The 20,277-nt window shown below is 63.5% G+C and carries 20 protein-coding genes; 11 read left to right on the top strand and 9 right to left on the bottom strand.

The window, feature by feature from the left end; translation table 11 throughout:
- Positions 1–6: 6 nt before the first annotated feature.
- The 4 genes from KY379_RS07825 to KY379_RS07810 all read right to left on the bottom strand — a co-directional run bounded on the left by KY379_RS07825 (position 7) and on the right by KY379_RS07810 (position 3,389).
- Positions 7–1,146, bottom strand: coding sequence for a homoserine O-acetyltransferase (locus KY379_RS07825; RefSeq protein ID WP_133325047.1), 1,140 nt, complete (start codon positions 1,144–1,146; stop codon positions 7–9).
- 98 nt (positions 1,147–1,244) lie between these two features.
- Complete coding sequence (locus KY379_RS07820) at positions 1,245–1,835, bottom strand: YggT family protein (RefSeq protein ID WP_133325045.1); 591 nt, start codon at positions 1,833–1,835, stop codon at positions 1,245–1,247.
- Positions 1,836–1,845: 10 nt separating this feature from the next.
- Positions 1,846–2,664, bottom strand: a complete 819-nt coding sequence (proC, locus tag KY379_RS07815; RefSeq protein ID WP_261239576.1) for a pyrroline-5-carboxylate reductase — start codon at positions 2,662–2,664, stop codon at positions 1,846–1,848.
- A 38-nt stretch (positions 2,665–2,702) separates the two neighbouring features.
- Entirely contained in the window at positions 2,703–3,389 is a 687-nt protein-coding gene (locus KY379_RS07810) for a YggS family pyridoxal phosphate-dependent enzyme (protein WP_261239575.1), read from the bottom strand.
- Between the two features lie 65 nt (positions 3,390–3,454).
- On the opposite strand from KY379_RS07810, the gene KY379_RS07805 reads away from it, so the two are divergent.
- Positions 3,455–4,459 carry a type IV pilus twitching motility protein PilT gene (locus KY379_RS07805; protein ID WP_261239574.1) on the top strand — a complete coding sequence of 335 codons (1,005 nt, stop codon included), beginning with the start codon at positions 3,455–3,457 and terminating at the stop codon, positions 4,457–4,459.
- A gap of 95 nt (positions 4,460–4,554) precedes the next feature.
- Here KY379_RS07805 and KY379_RS07800 read toward each other — a convergent pair whose 3' ends face one another.
- Positions 4,555–5,178: a C40 family peptidase gene (locus tag KY379_RS07800; RefSeq protein WP_133325037.1), complete on the bottom strand. Its 624-nt coding sequence runs from the start codon at positions 5,176–5,178 to the stop codon at positions 4,555–4,557.
- 165 nt (positions 5,179–5,343) lie between these two features.
- Between KY379_RS07800 and KY379_RS07795 the strand changes: the two genes are divergently transcribed.
- A complete protein-coding gene (locus tag KY379_RS07795; protein WP_133325035.1) occupies positions 5,344–5,760 on the top strand; it encodes an NINE protein in 417 nt (138 codons plus the stop codon).
- 252 nt (positions 5,761–6,012) lie between these two features.
- On the opposite strand, the gene KY379_RS07790 is transcribed toward KY379_RS07795, so the two are convergent.
- The 3 genes from KY379_RS07790 to KY379_RS07780 all read right to left on the bottom strand — a co-directional run bounded on the left by KY379_RS07790 (position 6,013) and on the right by KY379_RS07780 (position 10,776).
- Positions 6,013–6,711: an SPOR domain-containing protein gene (locus tag KY379_RS07790; RefSeq protein WP_133325033.1), complete on the bottom strand. Its 699-nt coding sequence runs from the start codon at positions 6,709–6,711 to the stop codon at positions 6,013–6,015.
- A 1-nt stretch (position 6,712) separates the two neighbouring features.
- Complete coding sequence (argS, locus tag KY379_RS07785; protein WP_133325031.1) at positions 6,713–8,449, bottom strand: arginine--tRNA ligase; 1,737 nt, start codon at positions 8,447–8,449, stop codon at positions 6,713–6,715.
- Between the two features lie 107 nt (positions 8,450–8,556).
- Positions 8,557–10,776 (bottom strand): primosomal protein N', encoded by a 2,220-nt coding sequence (locus KY379_RS07780; RefSeq protein WP_133325030.1) that lies wholly within the window; start codon positions 10,774–10,776, stop codon positions 8,557–8,559.
- 168 nt (positions 10,777–10,944) lie between these two features.
- Here KY379_RS07780 and rpmE point away from each other — a divergent pair, with 168 nt between their 5' ends.
- From rpmE to KY379_RS07765, 3 genes are all read left to right on the top strand, one after another.
- The gene (rpmE, locus tag KY379_RS07775) at positions 10,945–11,157 is read left to right on the top strand and encodes a 50S ribosomal protein L31 (protein ID WP_133325028.1); all 213 of its coding nucleotides are present in this window, start codon (positions 10,945–10,947) and stop codon (positions 11,155–11,157) included.
- Positions 11,158–11,159: 2 nt separating this feature from the next.
- Positions 11,160–11,987 (top strand): thermonuclease family protein, encoded by an 828-nt coding sequence (locus KY379_RS07770; protein ID WP_133325026.1) that lies wholly within the window; start codon positions 11,160–11,162, stop codon positions 11,985–11,987.
- 178 nt (positions 11,988–12,165) lie between these two features.
- Positions 12,166–13,434, top strand: coding sequence for a malic enzyme-like NAD(P)-binding protein (locus KY379_RS07765; RefSeq protein ID WP_133325024.1), 1,269 nt, complete (start codon positions 12,166–12,168; stop codon positions 13,432–13,434).
- A 61-nt stretch (positions 13,435–13,495) separates the two neighbouring features.
- On the opposite strand, the gene KY379_RS07760 is transcribed toward KY379_RS07765, so the two are convergent.
- The gene (locus KY379_RS07760) at positions 13,496–15,943 is read right to left on the bottom strand and encodes a penicillin-binding protein 1A (RefSeq protein WP_409977266.1); all 2,448 of its coding nucleotides are present in this window, start codon (positions 15,941–15,943) and stop codon (positions 13,496–13,498) included.
- Between the two features lie 177 nt (positions 15,944–16,120).
- On the opposite strand from KY379_RS07760, the gene pilM reads away from it, so the two are divergent.
- The 6 genes from pilM to aroK all read left to right on the top strand — a co-directional run bounded on the left by pilM (position 16,121) and on the right by aroK (position 20,218).
- Positions 16,121–16,960: a type IV pilus biogenesis protein PilM gene (pilM, locus tag KY379_RS07755; protein ID WP_133325020.1), complete on the top strand. Its 840-nt coding sequence runs from the start codon at positions 16,121–16,123 to the stop codon at positions 16,958–16,960.
- A complete protein-coding gene (locus KY379_RS07750; RefSeq protein ID WP_165976029.1) occupies positions 16,960–17,496 on the top strand; it encodes a PilN domain-containing protein in 537 nt (178 codons plus the stop codon). The genes pilM and KY379_RS07750 overlap by 1 nt, the downstream gene beginning before the upstream one ends.
- Entirely contained in the window at positions 17,493–17,951 is a 459-nt protein-coding gene (gene pilO / locus KY379_RS07745; RefSeq protein WP_261239572.1) for a type 4a pilus biogenesis protein PilO, read from the top strand. The genes KY379_RS07750 and pilO overlap by 4 nt, the downstream gene beginning before the upstream one ends.
- Before the next feature lie 75 nt (positions 17,952–18,026).
- Positions 18,027–18,506 carry a pilus assembly protein PilP gene (locus KY379_RS07740; protein ID WP_261239571.1) on the top strand — a complete coding sequence of 160 codons (480 nt, stop codon included), beginning with the start codon at positions 18,027–18,029 and terminating at the stop codon, positions 18,504–18,506.
- Complete coding sequence (locus tag KY379_RS07735) at positions 18,424–19,695, top strand: type IV pilus secretin PilQ (RefSeq protein ID WP_261239570.1); 1,272 nt, start codon at positions 18,424–18,426, stop codon at positions 19,693–19,695. Before KY379_RS07740 ends, KY379_RS07735 begins: the two co-directional genes overlap by 83 nt.
- A 4-nt stretch (positions 19,696–19,699) precedes the next feature.
- Entirely contained in the window at positions 19,700–20,218 is a 519-nt protein-coding gene (gene aroK, locus KY379_RS07730; RefSeq protein WP_133325012.1) for a shikimate kinase AroK, read from the top strand.
- Positions 20,219–20,277: the final 59 nt, after the last annotated feature.

The raw sequence follows: 20,277 nt of genomic DNA, 5'->3' as shown, positions 1-20,277 counted from the left end.
CTGTCCTCAGATGGCGATGCGGTTCATGTAGTTCGAGAATCCCTGGATGTAGCGAGGTGTTGGGATCAGGAAGGCATCGTGGCCGTAAGGCGAGTCGATCTCCAGATAACAGACGTTCTTGCGTGCGGCCATCAGGGCATCGACGATTTCCCGCGAGCGGGCCGGCGAGAAACGCCAGTCGGTGGTGAACGACATGATGCAGTAGTCTGCCTTGACGTGGGCCAGGGTGGCAGCCAGGTCGCCGCCGTGGGCGGCTGCCGGGTCGAAGTAATCCAGGGCCTTGGTCATCAGCAGGTAGGTGTTGGCGTCGAATCGACCGGAAAACTCCTCGCCTTGGTAGCGCAGGTAGCTTTCGACCTGGAATTCGACGCTGTGGAAATCGTAGTTGAGCTTGTCGCTCTTGAGTTCCCGGCCGAATTTCTCGCCCATCGAGTCGTCGGACAGGTAGGTGATGTGGCCGACCATGCGCGCCAGCATGAGTCCGCGCTTGGGGATCACGCCCTGATCCTGGAACGAGCCACCGTGGAACTCGGGGTCGGTGAGAATGGCCTGGCGCGCCACTTCGTTGAAGGCGATGTTCTGCGCCGAAAGCTTGGGCGCCGAGGCGATGTCGACGCAGTGGCGCACGCGCTCAGGATAGGTGATGGTCCATTGCAGGGCCTGCATGCCACCGAGGCTGCCGCCGACCACCGCGGCCCACTGGCCGATCCCCAGGCGATCGGCCAGGCGCACCTGGCTGTGCACCCAGTCTTCCACGGTCAGCACCGGAAAATCGGCGCCATAGGGCTTGCCGGTGGCCGGGTTGAGGCTGCTTGGCCCCGTGCTGCCATTGCAGCCGCCGAGGTTGTTCAGGCTGACCACGAAGAATCGGTTGGTGTCGATCGGCTTGCCTGGGCCGATGCAGCTGTCCCACCAGCCCGGCTTGCGGTCGGTGACCGCGTGATAGCCGGCGGCATGGTGGTGGCCGGACAGAGCATGGCAGATCAGCACAGCGTTGCTCGCGCTGGCATTCAGGGTGCCATAGGTTTCGTAGACCAGCTCGTAGCTGGTCAGGGAACGGCCACAGGCCAGGGCCAGGGGCTCGTCGAACCGGGCGACCTGCGGGGTCACCAGACCGACGGAATCTTCGGGAAGGACAGTGGACATCGACCCTGCTCACGCTTGACGGAGGCGTAAGTCTAAAGAGCGCTACCCCCAGCGGCAAGCAAAGGCTTGCCGCCAGGCTCAAGGAGCGCTGATCCGGGTCAGATCATCCGCCACAGTTCTTGTGGCATGCCGGCGTAGGCGGCCAGCGGGGGCATGACGAACGACTGGATCACCTGGATGGCGATGAAGGCGAAGATCGGCGAAATGTCCAGGCCGCCAAGGTTCGGCACCAGGCGGCGGAACGGCGCGAGTACCGGTTCGCTGATCTGGTAGGCCAGCTCGGCTGCCGGGTTGTGGCTGTTGGGCGCGATCCAGGACACGATCACCATGACGATCATCGCCACCCAGAAAATCTTCAGGAACAGCGACGTGATGCCGATGATCGCCCACAGCAGCAGGTGCAGCACATCGCCGAAGACGCCGTAGGTCAGCATCAGCACGAAGGCCATCAGCAGCGCCTGAATGACCACGGCGAGCAGCAGCGAAGACGTATCCAACCCGCCGATGCTGGGGATGATACGGCGGATCGGCTTGAGCAGCGGTTGGGTGGCGCGCACCGTGAACTGGCTCAGCGGGTTGTAGAAGTTGGCTTTGACCAGTTGCAGCACGAAGCGCAGCAGGACGATCACCAGGTACAGGCTGACCAGGGTTTGCACCACGAAGATCGCGGCGCCGGACAGTGCATTCATCAAGAACTCCTTATTTGCCCAATTGTTCGGCGAGTTCGGCCGAGCGTTTGGCCGCAGCCTGCAGCGCTTGCTCGACGAGGGCCTCGAAACCGTTGCCCTGGAACGACTTGATCGCAGCCTCAGTGGTGCCCGCCGGCGAAGTCACACGGTGCCGCAATTCGGCGGCGTCGACATCGCTGGAAACGGCCATGCGCGCAGCCCCCAGGGCGGTCTGCAGGGTCAGCTGCGAGGCGGTTTCACGCGGCAGGCCGAGTTTTTCACCCGCGGCAATCATGGACTCGATCAGCAGGAAGAAATACGCCGGGCCGCTACCGGAGACAGCGGTGACGGCATCCAGTTGCTGTTCCTGCTCCAGCCAGACGGCGGTGCCGACCGCCGACAGCAACTGCTCAGCCTGTTGGCGCTGGGCGTCGGTCACTTCGGAAGTGGCATACAGGCCGCTGACGCCTTCGCGCAGCAGGGCCGGGGTGTTGGGCATGCAGCGCACCAGCGGGCGGGCACCCAGCCAGGCTTGCAAGCTGGCACAGGTGATACCGGCAGCGATGGAGACGATCAGCTGGCCGTCCTGCAGCGAGGGCTGCAGGGTCTGGCACACGGTTTTCATCACTTGCGGCTTGACCGCCAGCACCACCACGTCGGCACTGGCCACGGCCTGGGCATTGTCTTCGTAAACCTCGATACCGTGCTCGACGTGGACGCGGGTGCGGGTCTCGGCGCCGGGATCGCTGGCGGTGATCTGCGAAGCATCCAGGCCCTGGGCACGCAGGCCACCGATCAGGCTGGCGGCCATGTTGCCGGCGCCGATAAAGGCGATACGTGTCTTGCTCATGTCAGGTCCTTGAGGGAAAGAGTGAGTAAAGCATGGAATCAGGCAGCCCCGTAGTCGCGGGCACCGAACAGGGCGGTCCCGATACGGATCCAGGTCGCGCCCTGGGCGATCGCCGCTTCCAGATCGTGGCTCATGCCCATGGAGAGGGTGTCCAGGCCAAGGTCCAGGCCGTCGAGCAACTGGCGCACGGTGGCGAAGGCGGCCTCTTGCGCCGCCCGGTCATCGGTCGGTTCGGGAATCGCCATCAGCCCGCGCAGGCGCAGGTTGGGCAACGCCATCACCGCCTCGGCCAGCGCCGGCAGGTCGGCCGGGGTGCAGCCGGACTTGCTGTCTTCGCCGCTGACGTTCACCTGCAGGCAGATATTCAGCGGCGGCAGCCCGGCAGGGCGCTGTTCGGAAAGGCGTTGTGCGATCTTCAGGCGATCCACGGAATGTACCCAGTCGAAATGTTCGGCAATGGCTTTGGTCTTGTTCGACTGGATGGGGCCGATGAAGTGCCAGATCAAGGGCAGGTCGGCAAGTTCCTGTTGCTTGGCCAGGGCTTCCTGCAGGTAGTTCTCCCCGACATCGCGCACGCCGGCGGCATGGATCTCGCGGATGGCGGTGGCGGGTTTGGTCTTGCTCACGGCCAGCAACTGGATGCTCGCCGGAGCCCGGTCGGCAGCCTTGGCGGCGCTATCGATGCGGGTGAGTAGGGCGGAAAGGTTGTCTGCTATGGTGGACATGGATCGATGCCGGCGGCTCAGGAGTCTGCCGCATTCTACCTGCTTGACGGTCTTTGGGGAGTCTCATGGATGTGACCGACCTGTTGGCCCTGGCCGTGGAGGCAGGGGCGAGCGACCTGCACCTGGCCGTGGGTGAGATACCAATGCTGCGCTGTGCGGGCGAGTTGCAGCGCATGGACCTGCCGAGCCTATCGCCGGCATTGCTGGACCATGCCCTGGCGCAATGGCTGGATGCCAGCCAGCACCAGCGCTGGCAGCGCGGAGAGGATCTGGACCTGGCACTGGACCTGGAGCCGCTTGGGCGTTTCCGCGTGAACCTGTTCCGCCAGTTGCGCGGCGCTGCGGCAACGTTTCGCCTGATCCCGAAGAACGTCGCCAGCCTCGCTGCACTCGAACTGGAAAATTTGTACCCAATGATTGCCAATCATAGCGACGGCCTGGTGCTGGTCGGCGGTCCGACCGGCAGCGGCAAGTCCAGCACCCTGGCGGCTTTGCTGCACCAGCTAGGGAGTCAGCGAGCGTTGCACATCGTCACGCTGGAAGATCCGATCGAAGTTATCCACAAGAGCGGGCGAAGTCTGGTGACTCAGCGGGAAATCGGTCGCCACGCCCAGGATTTTTCCCAGGGCCTGCGCAGTGCGCTGCGCCAGGACCCCGATGTGATCATGATCGGCGAACTGCGCGACCTGGAGACCATTCGCCTGGCGTTGCGGGCTGCGGAAACCGGGCATCTGGTCCTGGCCACGGTGCATGCGCGTTCGGCTTCAAGCAGCCTTGAGCGCCTCGTAGAGGTGTTCGCCGCCGAGGAAAAGCCGCTGGTGCGTGCGATGCTGGCCGATTCGCTGCGTTTGGTCGTGGTGCAGGCGCTGGTCAAGCGGGTCGACGGCGGACGTGTGGCAGCCCGGGAGGTATTGGTGGCGACCCCGGCGGTACGCAACCTGGTTCGTGAGGGGCGCATGGAGCAGTTGTGTTCAGTGATGCAGGCAGGTGCTGCGCAGGGAATGTCGACGATGGAGGGCGCCGTGCGGCGGCTGGTGGAGAAAAGGCTGATCAGTGACCAGCACCTGTAGCCGCTCGTTGACGCGGCAGGCCCGCTCCTTCGGGCGGGCCTGAAGCAAGCGGGCCTGCCCCGCGAACAGGTCGTCGCGCTGCAGCGCCGATCGGATCAGCGCTTGGCCAAGCTCAGTTGCTGTTCCTTGGGCAGCATTCGCTTGGCCACCACGTAGTGCTTTTGCCAGTAAGGCTTGCTCAGCGTGTCGATGCTCACCCGCTTGCCGCGACGCGGCGCATGGATGAAGCGATCGTTGCCCAGATAGATGGCAACGTGATTGACCCGACGGCTCTTGATGTTGAAGAAGATCAGGTCACCGGGCTTGAGGTCGCTCTTCGCCACCTTGATGCCGTGGCCCTGGGCCATGGCATTGGAGGTGCGTGGCAAGTCGACATTGGCCACGTCATCGAAGGCGTACTTGACCAGACCACTGCAATCGAAGCCCTTCTTCGGGCTGCTACCGCCCCAGCGATAGGGGGTGCCGAGCATATTGACGGCGCGACTGAGCACAGTGCTGCTCTGTTTCGGCGACATCGCGGCCACCGGCAGACCGTGACTGCTGGCAACGCTGCTCGGGCGAGCACGCAGCGTGGTGTGCTTGGCCGGGGCGTGTTTCACCGTGGCATTGGTGGTATAGCCGGTGAACCCGTTGGGAAGACGTTGCTCACGATTGGTGGCGTGGGCGGCCAGGGGCAATAATAGGCAGAGGGTCAGCCATGTCTTGAAGAAAGGCGGCATAGATGAAGCTCTTATGAATGTTGTGTGTTGGGCGCGCAACTTTATAACAGCTTTTTGATCAATTTCTGATCCGTTGGTCGATTGTCATGTTGCCGTACGTCGGCCTGCGCCAGAAAAGTCACATTTTTCGTTAGAAAATTTTTGGATAAACCCAGGGAGCTATGAATGAACAGTTATCAAGACGGCGTGCCGTATCACGACACCCATAGCAAGGTCATCGGCTACCTGTTGTGGATCTTCGGCTTCACCGGATCGCACCGTTTCTACTACGGCAAGCCGATCACCGGGACCATCTGGTTCCTGACCCTCGGTGTGTTCGGTATCGGCTGGCTGATCGACCTGTTCCTGATCCCGTCGATGGACCGAGAGGCCGACATGCGCTTCACCTCCGGCCGTATCGACTACAACATCGCCTGGATCCTGCTGACCTTCCTCGGCATCTTCGGTGTGCATCGCCTGTATCAAGGGAAATGGATCAGCGCGATCATCTATTTCTTCACCGGTGGGTTGTTCCTGCTGGGGGTGTTGTACGACTTCTGGACGCTGAACAGCCAGGTCTCCGAGGCCAATGCCCAGCGCTGAAAGGGCTGCCGGCACCCAAAGGTTATTCACGGATTGTCGGGGAGCTTGGCTTGGCTTGGGTTGGCATTTAGATCGTGAGCTGATCCATTGTGCGTAGCGCCGCTACATCCCTCGGACCAGCCATACAAACCCAAGCCCCACCCCCGGAGACCAGGAGACCCCAAAGCCCAAACCCCTGCCCCCCACTAATCCGTGAAGAGCCAAAAAAGGCCTTGTCGCGTCGTGTGACAAGGCCTTTTTCACTCGCTGGCTTTATTGGCGAGTCTGACGCTGCTGCAACAGCAGGTTGCTGAAACCTGCTCCCGCCAACTGCTTCTGTGCCCCGGTCAACTGTTCGCGGTTGCTGAACGGACCTACCAATACGCGGTACCAGGTTTCATCCTTGACCGTACCCGACTCCACCTTGACCGCCTGGCCGAGCAGGATAATCTGCGCGCGAACCCGGTCGGCATCGGCCTGCTTGCGGAACGAGCCGGCCTGCAGGAAGAACTGGGTGGTGGCCGCCGGCTTGATCACGGGCGGTGCCGGTGGTGGCGTCTGTCCAAGCAGTGCTGCCTGGGCGCGTGCGGTATCGATCTTGGCGGCTTCGGCAGGGGTGACCGGTGTCGGCGGTTGGGCAGGCACGGGCGGAGTCTTCTCTGGCACAGCCTCCGGCGGCACGATCACCTCGGACTCCGGCAACAGGGTATAGAAGTCGTACTTCGGCTTCACCGGCTGCTGTGGGGTAGCGGCATTGCCCTTGCTGGCCTCGGCCACCTTCTCTGGCTTCTGCTGCTCGGGTTTGCTGCGTTTGATATCGCCGCCGCCCGGTTCGAGCTTCATCAGGAAGACGATGAAAGCACCGACGGTGAGGCCGACCGCCAGCCAGACCCATCCGGGGATGGGCTGCTTGGCGGGGGCTTGCGGGCGGCTGGCGCCGCGTTTGGGGGCGGGTTTTTTCTTGGCAGCCAACTTACATGCGCTCCAGGGTTTCCAGGCCCAGCAACTCGAGGCCCTGCTTGAGCGTGCGGCCGGTCAGGGCCGCCAGGCGCAGGCGGCTCTGCTGCTGCTCCGGGCTCTCGGCGGCGAGGATCGGGCAGTTCTCGTAGAAGCTCGAGAACAGACCTGCGAGGTCGTACAGGTAGCTGCACAGCACGTGTGGCGTACCCTTCTCCGCGACGTTGTTCAGGACTTCACCGAACTGGGCCAGGCGTGCAGCCAGGTCCTGCTCCTTCTCGGCCTGCAGCACGATTTGCCCGTCCACCTCGTCGAAGCCCTTGCCCAGCTTGCGGAACACGCCGGCCACGCGGGTGTACGCATACAGCAGGTAAGGCGCGGTGTTGCCCTCGAAGTTGAGCATCAGGTCGAAGTTGAAGCTGTAGTCGCTGGTGCGATGCTTGGACAGGTCGGCGTACTTGACCGCGCCGATACCCACCACTTCGCCGATATGGCGCAGGTCGTCCTCGGCCAGGTCTGGGTTCTTGTCCTTGACCAGGGCATAGGCGCGTTCCTTGGCTTCGGTGAGCAGGTCGATCAGCTTCACCGTGCCACCGTCGCGGGTCTTGAACGGGCGGCCGTCGGCGCCGTTCATGGTGCCGAAGCCCATGTGCTCCATCCGCATCGGATGGCCGACGAAACCTGCGCGGCGCGCGACTTCGAACACCTGGTTGAAGTGCAGGGCCTGGCGCTGATCGACGAAGTACAGCGCGCGGTCGGCCTTGAGCACGTTGCTGCGGTAGCGCACGGCCGCGAGGTCGGTGGTGGCGTACAGGTAGCCGCCGTCGGCTTTCTGCACGATCACCGGCAGCGGCTCGCCTTCGCTGTTCTTGAATTCATCGAGGAAGACGCATTGGGCGCCCTGGTCTTCGACCAGCAGGCCTTTGGCCTTGAGATCGGCGACCACGTTGGCCAGGTCGTCGTTGTAAGCGCTTTCGCCCATCACGTCGGCCATGGTCAGCTTGACGTTGAGCAGCTCGTAGGTCTTCTGGCAGTGCGACAGGGAAATATCCTTGAAGCGCGTCCACAATGCCATGCAGTCAGCATCGCCGGCCTGCAGCTTGACCACCAGACCACGTGCACGGTTGGCGAATTCTTCGGACTCGTCGAAGCGTTTCTTGGCTGCGCGGTAGAAGTTCTCCAGGTCCGACAGTTCGTCGCTGGTGATCGGGTTCTCTTCCAGGTAGGCCAGCAGCATGCCGAACTGGGTACCCCAGTCGCCCACGTGGTTCTGCCGCACGACGTCATCACCGAGGAACTCCAGCACGCGGGCGACGCTGTCGCCGATGATGGTCGAGCGCAGATGGCCGACGTGCATTTCCTTGGCCAGGTTGGGCGCCGACATGTCGATCACCACTTTCTCGGCAGGTCCGTTCTTGCGCACGCCGAGGTGATCGTCGGCCAGGGCTGCGTCCAGGCGACTGGCGAGGGCGCCGGTGTTCTGGAAGAAGTTCAGGAAGCCGGGGCCGGCGATTTCGACCTTGCTGATGTCATCGCTGGCCGGCAGCGCATCGATGAGCTTTTCTGCCAGGTCACGCGGCTTCATGCCCGCTTGCTTGGCCAGCATCATGGCAATGTTGCTGGCGAAATCGCCGTGGGTCTTGTCGCGGGCGTTTTCGACCTGGATCGCCGGCGTCAGCCCTGCTGGCAGCACACCATCGGCGGCGAGTTGGGTGAGGGCTTGCTGGATGAGCTGGCGAATGGTGTCTTTCATGGGGTTCTCTTTTCGACCGCAAGCGCGGTGAGCGCCTGGATGCGCAGGTGGAAAAACTGGCTATTATCCGTTGCCGGGAGCGGGTTGCCAACCTTTGAACTGCTGGCTCAGTACAGGTCGACGGGGTCGACGTCCAGCGACCAGCGCACCTGGCGCCCGCTCGGCATCTGTTCCAACACTAGCAACCAGGCGCTGATGAGTCGATGCAAGGGCGCCCGGGTGTTGGCTTGTATCAACAATTGCGCCCGGAAGCGGCCGGCGCGCCGCTCCATCGGTGCCGGTACCGGTCCCAGCAGTTCGATGCCGGGCAGGCGCTGCTCGGCCACCAAGCGCTCGGCGGCACTGCAGGCCTCATCGAGAAAGCCTTCTGCCTGGCCGGGCTTGTGCGCCTCGGCGCGCAGCAGGGCGAGGTGCGAGAAAGGCGGCAGCCCGGCACTGCGGCGTTCTTCCAGGGCCTGCTCGGCAAAAGCGAAATAGCCCTGTTCGGTCAATTGCACCAGCAATGGGTGGTCGGCCAGGTGGGTCTGGATGATCACCTTGCCCGGTTCTTCGGCGCGTCCAGCTCGCCCGGCCACCTGGACGATTAGCTGGGCCATGCGCTCGCTGGCGCGAAAATCGCCGGAGAACAGTCCTCCATCGGCATCGAGGATGGCTACAAGAGTGACCCGGGGGAAGTGATGACCCTTGGCCAGCATCTGGGTGCCGACGAGAATGCTCGGCTGTCCCCGCTGGATGGTGCTGAACAGGTTGTGCATGGCGTCCTTGCGCGCGGTGCTGTCACGGTCCACCCGCAGGACCGGGTAGTCCGGGAACAGCACCTTGAGCCGCTCCTCGGCGCGTTCGGTGCCCGCGCCAACGGCACGCAAGTCGACGTGCTGGCACTTGGGGCAGTGGTGCGGCAGGCGTTCGTCGTAGCCACAATGGTGACAGCGCAGTACCCCCGAGCGCTGGTGCACGGTCATGCGGGCGTCGCAGCGAGGGCATTCCGACAACCAGCCGCAGTCATGGCATAGCAGTGTGGGCGCGAAGCCGCGACGGTTGAGGAACACCAGTACTTGCTGGCCGGCCTCGAGGGTCTGGCGAATGGCCTGTTGCAGCGGGCCGCTGATGCCGCTGTCCAGGGGTAGGCTCTTGACGTCCAGGCGCAACATTCGCGGTGGGCGCGCGCCGCCGGCGCGCTGGTTCATGCGCAGCAGCCGATAGCGTCCAGTCAGCGCGTTGTGCAGCGTTTCCAACGACGGGGTCGCCGAGCCGAGCAGGATCGGGATGTTTTCCTGATGGGCGCGCACCAGTGCCAGGTCGCGGGCATGATAGCGCAGGCCTTCCTGCTGTTTATAGGAGCCGTCATGCTCTTCGTCGATGATGATCAGGCCGGGGTTTTTCATTGGCGTGAACAGCGCCGAGCGCGTGCCGATGATGATGTCCGCCTCGCCGTCGCGCGCGGCCAGCCAGGCGTCCAGTCGTTCGCGATCGCCGACCGCCGAGTGCAGCAGGGCGATGCGGGCGTTGAAGCGCTGTTCGAAGCGGGCCAGGGTCTGAGGGCCGAGGTTGATCTCAGGAATCAGCACCAACGCCTGCTTGCCGGCCTCCAGCGTTTCGCGAATCAGTTGCAGATACACCTCGGTCTTGCCGCTGCCGGTAACGCCGGCCAACAGAAACGCGGCGAAGCCGCCAAAGCCTTCGCGAACGCTGTCGAAGGCCTCGCGCTGTTCGTCGTTGAGCGGCAATTCCGGCTGCGCCAGCCAATGTTCGTGGCGGGTGCTGGGCAAGTGGCGACGGACCTCGACCTGGACCAGCTCCTTGGCCAGCAGCAGATCGAGGCTGTCCTTGTTCAGGTTGAGCTTGCCCAGCAAGCTGTGCGCCACGCCATGGGGATGCTGGGCCAAGGTCTTGAGCGCATCCCGCTGGCGTGGTGCGCGGGCGATGCGCGGGTCTTCCAAGCGTGCACCGGGTGCCACGTGCCAGAAACGCTCCTGGCGCATCTCGGCCGGTTCGCCTTGGCGCAGCAGGGTGGGGAGCGCCCAACTGAGGGTGTCTCCGAGGCTGTGCTGATAATACTGGGCGGTCCACAGGCACAGCTTGAACAGCGACGCCGGGATCGGCGACACCGGGTCGAGCAGGGCCGTGGCCGGCTTGAGCTTGTCGGCGGGCACCTCGCTTTGCGCGCATACCTCCACCAGCACGCCTATCATTTCGCGTCGACCGAACGGCACGCGAATGCGCATGCCTGGGGTCAGGGCAAGACGCGCCATGCTCGCCGGTGCCTTGTAGTCGAACAGGCGGCGCAGCGGAGAGGGCAGGGCAAGACGCAGGATGACATCGGACACGCGGAAGGTCTCGGCAGGGCATTTCAAGGTTTGGCGAGCCTAGCAGACGACCGTTGGTACACGCGACAACTTGCGCTAGCGCTGTGCTCTGGTATTATTCGCCGCCTAATTACGTGCGGTATTCAACAATTGGTGTTGGATGGCGGCACGCAGCTCGAGGAAGCAACCATGAAAGATATTCATCCGAACTACGAAGTAGTTGCAGTCACTTGCAGCTGCGGCAACAAATTCGAAACCCGTTCGACCCTGGGCGATACCCTGGCGATCGACGTGTGCAACCTGTGCCACCCGTTCTACACCGGTAAGCAGAAAGTCCTGGACACCGGTGGTCGCGTACAGAAGTTCGCCGACCGCTTCGGCATGTTCGGTACCAAGAAGTAATCATGCGCATGGCGAATCCTTCGGGCTTCGCGTTGTTGCAGAAGAAGGCGCCCCTCGTGGGCGCCTTTTTTGTGGCTGCGATCTGGCACTGCCCTGCTTCGGCCACTGCCTTTTGCCCGCTGCCAGCCAATCCGCAGACGGTCGCGGTTCGCCAGGTGGTCGATGGCGACACCGTGCGCTTGAGCGATGGCCGCAGCGTGCGGATGATCGGTATCAACGCGCCGGAAATCGGGCGCAAGGGGCGCACCAGCGAACCCTATGCCGAAGCCGCCAGACGGCGCCTGCAGGCGTTGGTAAAGGCCAGTGATGGCCAGGTCGGCCTGGTGTTGGGGGCGCAGGGCAGGGACAAGTACGGTCGCACCCTGGCGCATTTGTATGGGCGCAATGGCGACAATCTCGAGGCGCGGTTGCTTAGCGAAGGCTTGGGTTACCGGGTTGCGGTGGCCCCCAATGTCAGCCTGGCGCGCTGCCAGCAGCGGGCCGAACAGGCTGCGCGCGACGCTGGCGCCGGCCTATGGCGGCAATCGCCGGTGCTGCGTGCCGATGCCGTGCGGCACGCCGGCTTCGCCGTGCTCAGTGGCACCGTGCAAGGCATCGAGCGTAATCGCGGTGGAGTCTGGCTGACCTTGGATGATGCCGTGGTGTTGCAGGTGCCGGCTCGTCTGCAGCGCAGCTTTCCCTCCAGCTTCTTCGAACACCTCAAGGGGCATCGGGTCGAGGCGCGGGGTTGGGTGCTGGATCGGTCCCGCCGGGGAGGGCTCAAGTCGGGCCAGCGGCGCTGGGTGCTGCCGCTGACCGACCCCAGCATGCTGCAGCGTATTTCCGGCTAAAACATGTAGACATTAAGAGTGTAGATTGTACACACTGTGAGGCGTATGCCCCGTGGGTTATAGCGGAAAGTCTTAGGCCAAAGGCCTTGACACAAGTGACCGGGCAGTCTTGTGACTACCCGGCTCTTTGCGTATCCTCGGCGGTCCGTCAGAACAGTAAACAAGCGGAATGCCCACCATGTCAGACCTGAAAACCGCCGCTCTCGATTATCACGCTCAACCTCGTCCGGGGAAACTGAGCGTCGAGCTCTCCAAGCCAACCGCCACTGCCCGTGACCTCGCCCTGGCCTACAGCCCTGGCGTTGCCGAGCCGGTGCGCGAGATCGGCCGCGATGCAGAGCTGGCTTACAAATACACCGGCAAGGGCAACCTGGTTGCTGTGATTTCCGATGGTACCGCCATCCTCGGCCTGGGCGACCTCGGCCCACTGGCCTCCAAGCCGGTCATGGAAGGCAAGGGTGTTCTGTTCAAGCGTTTCGCCGGTATCGATGTGTTCGACATCGAAGTCGAGTCGGAAAGCCCGCAGGCTTTCATCGATACCGTGCGTCGTATTTCCATCACCTTCGGTGGCATCAACCTGGAAGACATCAAGGCACCTGAGTGCTTCGAGATCGAGCGCACTCTGATCGAGCAGTGCGACATCCCGGTGTTCCACGATGACCAGCACGGTACCGCCATCGTCACCGCGGCCGGCATGATCAACGCCCTGGAAATCGCCGGCAAGAAGCTCGAAGACGCCAAGATCGTCTGCCTGGGTGCCGGCGCTGCCGCCATCTCCTGCATGAAGCTGCTGGTCAGCATGGGTGCCAAGGTCGAGAACATCTTCATGATCGACCGCAGCGGCGTGATCCACGCTGGTCGTGACGACCTGAACCAGTACAAGGCGCAGTTCGCCCACGCCACCGACAAGCGCACCCTGGCCGACGCATTGGACGGCGCCGACGTGTTCGTCGGCCTGTCCGGCCCGAACCTGCTGAGCCCGGAAGGTCTGAAGTCGATGGCTGCCAACCCGATCGTGTTCGCCTGCTCGAACCCGGATCCGGAAATCAAGCCTGAACTGGCCCACGAAACCCGCAGCGACGTGATCATGGCCACCGGTCGTTCCGACTACCCGAACCAGGTCAACAACGTACTGGGCTTCCCGTTCATCTTCCGTGGTGCGCTGGACGTTCGCGCCAAGCGCATCAACGAAGAGATGAAGATCGCCGCCGCCATCGCCCTGAAAGACCTGGCCAAGCTGCCGGTTCCGAAGGAAGTTTGCGACGCCTACAACGTCCAGGCCCTGGAATTCGGTCGCGAGTACATCATTCCGAAGCCACTGGATCCACGTCTGATCACTGTGGTTTCCGATGCCGTGGCCAAGGCCGCCATCGAATCCGGCGTCGCGACCCTGCCGTATCCGAAGCACTACCCGCTGAACAGCGTGGATGAAGTGTTCAACGGCTGAAAGCAGCAGACAAAAAAGAACCGGCTCATATGAGCCGGTTTTTTTTGCTTCAGGTTCCAGGCTAGAACAGGTCCATCGGCGTCGCTTCGTCGGCCGGTAGCGGGCTGCCAGGTGCCACCCCATTGCCCAGTTCGTCCACCGAGGGTGGCGAGTCTTCGGCCTTGAACAGCTCGAAGTAGGCGTTAGGCGTGCTTGGCGAAGCGGCCCGTCCACTGATCGGATCGACGCGCAGGCTGAGGATGCCCTCGGGTTCGGCAGGCGCATGGCTTGGCTTGCCTTTGAGCGCCGCGCCCATGAAGCTCATCCAGATCGGCAGTGCCGCGGTACCGCCGTATTCCCGACGGCCAAGACTTTCCGGCTGGTCGAAACCGACCCAGACGGAAGTCACGTAGTCGGCGTTGTAGCCGGAGAACCAGGCGTCCTTGGACTCGTTGGTGGTACCGGTCTTGCCTGCGAGGTCGTCACGGCCCAAGGCCAGGGCACGACGGCCGGTCCCTCGCTTGATCACGTCCTGCAGCATGCTGGTGAGGATGTAGGTGGTGCGGCCATCGACGATCCGCTCGGCCACCGCCGGGGTCTGCGGCTGCGCAGCCTCCTGGCTGTCAGCCGGTGCCTCCCCAGGCAATGCGGCGGTGCTGAGCGGCTGCTCCGGCGCGGCTACTCCGGCGTTGTCTTCGGCGCCTTGAGGCACGCGAGCGGGATTGGCGGTGAACAAGGTTTCGCCATTGCGGCTCTCGATCCGCTCGATCAGGTACGGGTTGATCTTGTAGCCGCCGTTGGCGAAGGTGCTCCAGCCGGTCGCGATCTCCATCGGCGTCAACGTTGCGGTGCCCAGTGCCAGGGACAGGTTGCGCGGCAGGTCCTGCTTGTTGAAGCCGAACTTGCTGATGTAGTCGATGGTGCGGTCGACGCCCATGGCTTGCAGCAGGCGAATCGACACCAGGTTGCGCGACTTGTACAGCGCCTCGCGCATGCGGATCGGGCCGAGGAACGTGTTGGTGTCGTTCTTCGGTCGCCAGACTTTGTCCAGGTACTCGTCGACGAACACGATCGGTGCGTCGTTGACCAGGCTGGCCGCGGTATAGCCACTGTCCAACGCCGCGCTGTAGACGAAGGGTTTGAAGCTCGAGCCTGGCTGGCGCTTGGCCTGCATGACGCGGTTGTAGTTGCTCTGCTCGAACGAGAAACCGCCGACCAAGGCGCGGATCGCGCCGCTATAAGGGTCGAGGGTCACCAGTGCACTTTGCGCCGCCGGCACCTGACTGAACTTGAGCGAACCATCCTCTAGGCGTTGTACCCGTACCAGGTCGCCCACCTGGGCAACGTCCGCCGGTGATTGCGGCGAACGCCCCTGGGCGTTGGTGTTGAGGTAAGGACGTGCCCATTTCATGGTGTCCCAGGCAACGTGCTCTTCTTCACCGTCGCGGGTCATCACCTTCAGCCCGGTCTTGTCGACCTCGGTGACGATGGCCGGTTCCAGGCCGCCGAGGGCGCGCTGTTTGTTCAGTTCCTGCAGCCAGGCAGCGTGGGTCTTGCCGGGGAAACGCGACTCGGGGCCACGGTAGCCGTGGCGCTCGTCGTAGGCGGTGAGCCCATTGAGCACGGCTTTGTTGGCCATTTCCTGCATGTCGCTGGGCACCGTGGTGGTCACCCGGAAACCTTCCGTATAGGCGTCGCTGCCGTAGCGCCCGACCATTTCGGCGCGGGCCATCTCGGCGATGTACGGCGCGTTCACCTCCGGCGTCGGCACGTGATAGCTGGCGTTGAGCGGTTCAGCCAAGGCCGCTTCGTAGCTGGCCTGATCGATTTTGCCGAGCTTGTACATGCGGCCCAGGATCCAGTCGCGGCGCTCCTTGGCGCGCACCGGATTGGCCAGCGGATTGAAGCGCGACGGTGCCTTGGGCAGGCCGGCGATCATCGCCATCTGCGCCAGGCTGATGTCGCGGATCGACTTGCCGTAGTACACCTGCGCGGCGGCATCGATGCCATAGGCGCGGTTGCCCAGGTAGATCTTGTTGACGTACAGCTCGAGGATTTCGTCCTTGGTCAGTTCCCGTTCGATCTGCAGCGCCAGCAGGATCTCGGTGGTCTTGCGCGAGAAGCTGCGCTCGTTGGTCAGGAAGAAGTTCTTCGCCACCTGCATGGTGATGGTGCTGCCGCCGGTCTGGATATGGCCGGACTTCAACAACTGGGTCGCGGCGCGCATCAGGCTGCCCGGATCGACGCCGTAGTGGTTGAGGAAATTGTCATCTTCGGCTGACAGAAGCGCCTGAATGAATTGCGGGGGAATATCCGCAAAACGGATCGGCGAGCGGCGCATTTCGCCGAACTCGGCAATCAGCTTGCCGTCGCTGCTGTAGACCCTCAGGGGGATCTGCAACTGGATGCTTCTGAGAGCGTCGACCGAGGGCAGGCTGGGACTAAGATACAGAAACGCACCGCTCACACCGAGTACGAGCGCGCAGATGACTGCGACGAGAGACCACCAGAAGAACTTCAGCAGGCGTATCAAGGCTTTTGGGTGTCCAGGTTGAGGAGTGGATTGCACGCGGCCAGCGCCGGAAAAGCGCTGGGCATTATAAGCATTTTTCGCTCCGCCGGGTCACCGCCTGGGCGGCCGGCCTCGGCGCATGGCCTGCACGGCCGTCTGTCGGCGGGGCGACATCACAGTAAAAAAGGAACAGCGATGCTAGGACGCTTCGGCAAGGATGCCGGTTCACTGCTGGGGGTGGAGATCGCCTCCGATTCGGTACGGATCATTCAACTCCAGGGCTGTCGTCGGCGTCACCGGGTGGCGGCCTGCATATCGGAGCCCCTGTCTTCCGATGGAGCTGCCGGCGACCCCGACAGCGTCGTCGCCGCCCTGGAAAACGCCCTGCGCCGTTGTGGCAGTCGGCAGCGCCGGGCAGCCCTGGCGTTACCGGGTTCCCAGGTCATCTTCAAGCACTGCCAGTTGCCACAGGGCCTCGGGGCGTCCGGACTCGAAGCGCAACTGCTCGCCGATGCCGAGCGGCTGTTTCCGTTTCCACTGGATGACCTGGCGCTGGACTTCCAGGTGCTTGGCGCTTCCGGTGAGCGGGACGGGCACCAGGACGTGCTGGTGGCCGCCTGTCGGCAGCGAGCGCTGGAGCCGGTCGAACGGATGGTTGCGCGAGCCGGACTGGACCTGGTGGCGGTCGAAGTCGATAGCATTGCCTTGCGGCGTGCGATGCCGACCCGTGCGGAGGGCGACCAGGCGCTTTTGCGGTTGGAAGGCGGGGACGCCATCCTGTATGGCTGGTCCCGCGATCAAGTCCCGCAGCGCCATGCTTTGGAGCTTGCGCCAGGTGCAGTGGGCATTCCTTCTTCGCTTGTGCTGCAGTCGCTGCAGGTGGTCGGTCGTCAAGCGCTGACGCCTGACCGGCTCGATGCATTGAGCGCGACACTGGGTGTTCCATGCCATGCGCTACCGGCCATGCCAGGGATGACCAGGGGGGATGGGACCATGGTCCTGGCCTACGCATTGGCGCTGGGAGGGCTGCATTGATGCTGCGCCTGAACCTGTTGCCCTGGCGCGAGCGCCAACGGCTGTCTGCGGTGAAGCGATTCAAGCGAGCGCTGGTGGGCAGCATGTGCCTGGCGTTGTGCCTGGTGTTGCTGATCGATCGGATGGCGAGGCAACGTGTCCAGCAACAAGCTCTCGCCAATGATCGACGTGAGCGCGCCATCGCGGCGCTGGACCAGCAACTCGAACCGTTCGCACAGGTGCGTACGACGCTGGAGGCGGCGAGCAGGCAGTCCCAGGCCCTCGCTTCGCTTCGCGCCGGGCAACAGCGCTTGCCTGCGCTATTGAGCGAACTGGAGCAGGCATTGCCTGATGGCGTCGAACTGACCACGCTAAGCCTTGATGGTGCGCAGTTACACATGACGGGTTTGGCGGTGTCTGCGGGTGCGGTGGCGGCGTTCATGAAAGGCCTCGAAGACGCCAGGGGGGTGAGTGAACCCGCGCTTCGGCACATGCAGCGCCAGGCAGGCGGGGAGCACTTCCGCTTGGCCGTGCGTGTAACGGCTTCGCCGTCGTGACGCGCTGGCCCTGGGTGGATGAGGACTGGATTGCGGTTCAGAGCAGCGCGGTGCGCTGCGCGTTGGTCGCCCTCGCTGCGCTGTTGGTGCTGGGAGCAGGTGCCGCCGTACGCCTGCCCGATCTGTTGCGGCTGCAGCAGGAACAGGCGTTGGTCAGCCAGGCGCTGGCCGCTGAGGAGCAGGCTGGTCGGCGCGATGTGGCGGGGTTGCAAGCACTGCGTGCGAAGTTGATCGGCGTGCAGAGTGAGGTGCAGGGAGCGCTTTGGCGACTTTCCGCGGGCGAGGGGGTGGCCGGTCTGGTGGAGCATCTATCCCGGTCTGCCCAGGTGCGCGGGGTGATCCTCGAGCGACTCGAGTTGCTCGATGAAATCCGCGAAGACCTTTACTGGCGAATGCCCATGCAGGTGCAGGTGGTCGGACGTTACGGCGCTCTGCGGCACCTGCTCGACGACTAGCTGGGGCAGGTTCGCGTACTGGGAACTGGCGACTTCCAGTGGCGGCAGACGGAGTCCGAGGACGGCCTGTTACGTTTGACCTTGCAAGTAAATGCCTACCGCGCCGAGGGTGAGCCGGTGATGCCCGCATCGCTGGCTGACGAGCCCGCTCGGCCTTTGCCGGCAGCTCCTGCCGGTGACCTGTTCGCCAGCGGCGGTGGGCCGGGAGAGGCCGGTCTGGCTGGCGTCGCACTGGGTCAACTGAGGATGGTCGGTAGCCTTGCCCGGGGCGAGGAGCGACAGGCCTTGCTGCTGGCCGGAGGCCGGGTGTATCGGGTCCAGTTGGGGGATGTGCTGGGGCGTAACGAGGGGCGGGTGGCGAATATCGATGAAACCACCCTGGAGGTGCGCGAGCGCTTGTTCGCAAACGGGAGCTGGCATGAACACAGCGTGTACTTGAGCGTGGGGCATCGGCGGCATGGAGAAGGCAGGGATGAAGTGGGGCAGAAGTTGGAAATGGCTGTTGGCGCTGGTGATGCCGATCCCGCTGGCTTCGGCGACAGCCTACCGTGGTGAAGCGTTGTCGTTGAATGTCCAGGATGTGCCGGTGCGCGCAGTGTTGCAGGTGTTAGCCGACCATGCCGGGATCAACCTGGTGGCGAGCGATGCGGTCGAGGGCAGTGTCACCCTGCGCTTGCAGGAGGTGCCGTGGGACCACGCGCTTGACCTGATCCTGCGTAGCAAAGGCCTGAGCAGTCGTAAGGAAGGCAACGTCCTGTTGGTCGCGCCCGCCGGAGCGCTTGCCTGGCCATCGGGCGAAGCCACTTTGGGACAACCGGACCCGCCGTTGCAGCCCCTGCGTCGTGAATTGCTGCCGGTTCACCATGCCAAGGCAAGTGAGTTGGCCGAACTGCTGCTGGAGACGCTCGCCGACGACGGCATTCTCACCGGGCGTGGCAGCCTGAGCGTAGATCCACGCACCAACACCTTGGTGGCCTACCAGCCGGCCGGGCGCTTGGCGGAATTGCGACAGCTGGTCGCGCAGTTGGACGTGCCGGTGCGCCAGGTGGCGATCGAGGCGCGGATCGTCGAGGCCAATGTCGACTACGAAAAGAGCCTGGGAGTGCGTTGGGGCACTGCGTTGCATGGCGAGTCTGCGCGGCTGGGCAAGGACCTGTTCGTCGACCTTGGCGTCGAACGGCCCGCAGCTGGCCTTGGTCTGGGCCTGTTGCGGGGCGGCCTGTTGCTGGACCTCGAACTCAGTGCCATGGAAAAGAGCGGTAATGGCGAGATCATCTCCCAGCCCAAGGTGGTTACCGCCGATAAGGAAACCGCACGGATTCTCAAGGGCACAGAGGTGCCCTACCAGGAAACCAGCAAGAGCGGCGCCACTTCGGTGTCGTTTCGCGAAGCTTCGCTGTCGCTGGAAGTCACCCCGCAGATCACCCCGGATGGCAAGGTCATCATGGCGGTGCGGGTGACCAAGGACGAGCCTGATTACGTCAATGCCTTGAACGACGTTCCGCCGATCCGCAAGAACGAAGTCAATGCCAAGGTCCGCGTGGCCGATGGCGAAACCATCGTGATCGGCGGTGTGTACTCGACCACGCAAAACAAAGTGGTCGACAAGGTGCCATTTCTCGGCGATCTGCCGTATGTTGGGCGGCTATTTCGACGCGATGCATTACAAGAGAAAAAATCCGAGCTGCTGGTCTTCCTGACTCCGCGTATCATGAGTGACCAGGCGATTGCTGTGAGTCGTTGATTCTGTGCGAAATTTGATACTTGTAGGGCCCATGGGTGCCGGTAAGAGCACCATCGGGCGCCTGTTGGCCAAAGAGCTGCGCCTGCTGTTCAAGGATTCCGACAAGGAAATCGAACTGCGAACCGGCGCCAATATCCCGTGGATTTTCGACAAGGAAGGCGAACCGGGCTTCCGTGACCGAGAGCAGGCCATGATCGCCGAGCTGTGCGAGCTCGATGGCGTGGTCGTCGCCACCGGCGGCGGCGCGGTCATGCGCGAAGCCAATCGTCGTGCCCTGCATGCCGGCGGTCGGGTGATCTATCTGCATGCCTCGGTGGAGCAGCAGGTCGGGCGCACCGCGCGCGACCGCAATCGCCCGTTGCTGCGCACCGCCAATCCGGAAGCCACCCTGCGTGCCCTGCTCGAGGCTCGTGACCCGCTCTACAGGGAAATCGCCGATCTGGTGGTGGAAACCGACGAACGGCCGCCGCGCATGGTAGTGCTCGATATTCTCGAGCGTTTGCAGCAGTTGCCGCCCCGGTAAGCCGGGACTATTCTCGGCGACCACGCCGAGGCGAGGTTCAACGCGTGGCTCCCACCATT

This window comes from Pseudomonas sp. HD6422 (assembly GCF_025377065.1).
Lineage (GTDB): Bacteria > Pseudomonadota > Gammaproteobacteria > Pseudomonadales > Pseudomonadaceae > Aquipseudomonas > Aquipseudomonas putida_U.
The sequence above is the reverse complement of the archived record's forward strand: the minus strand, read 5'-3'. Positions and strand labels throughout refer to the sequence as shown.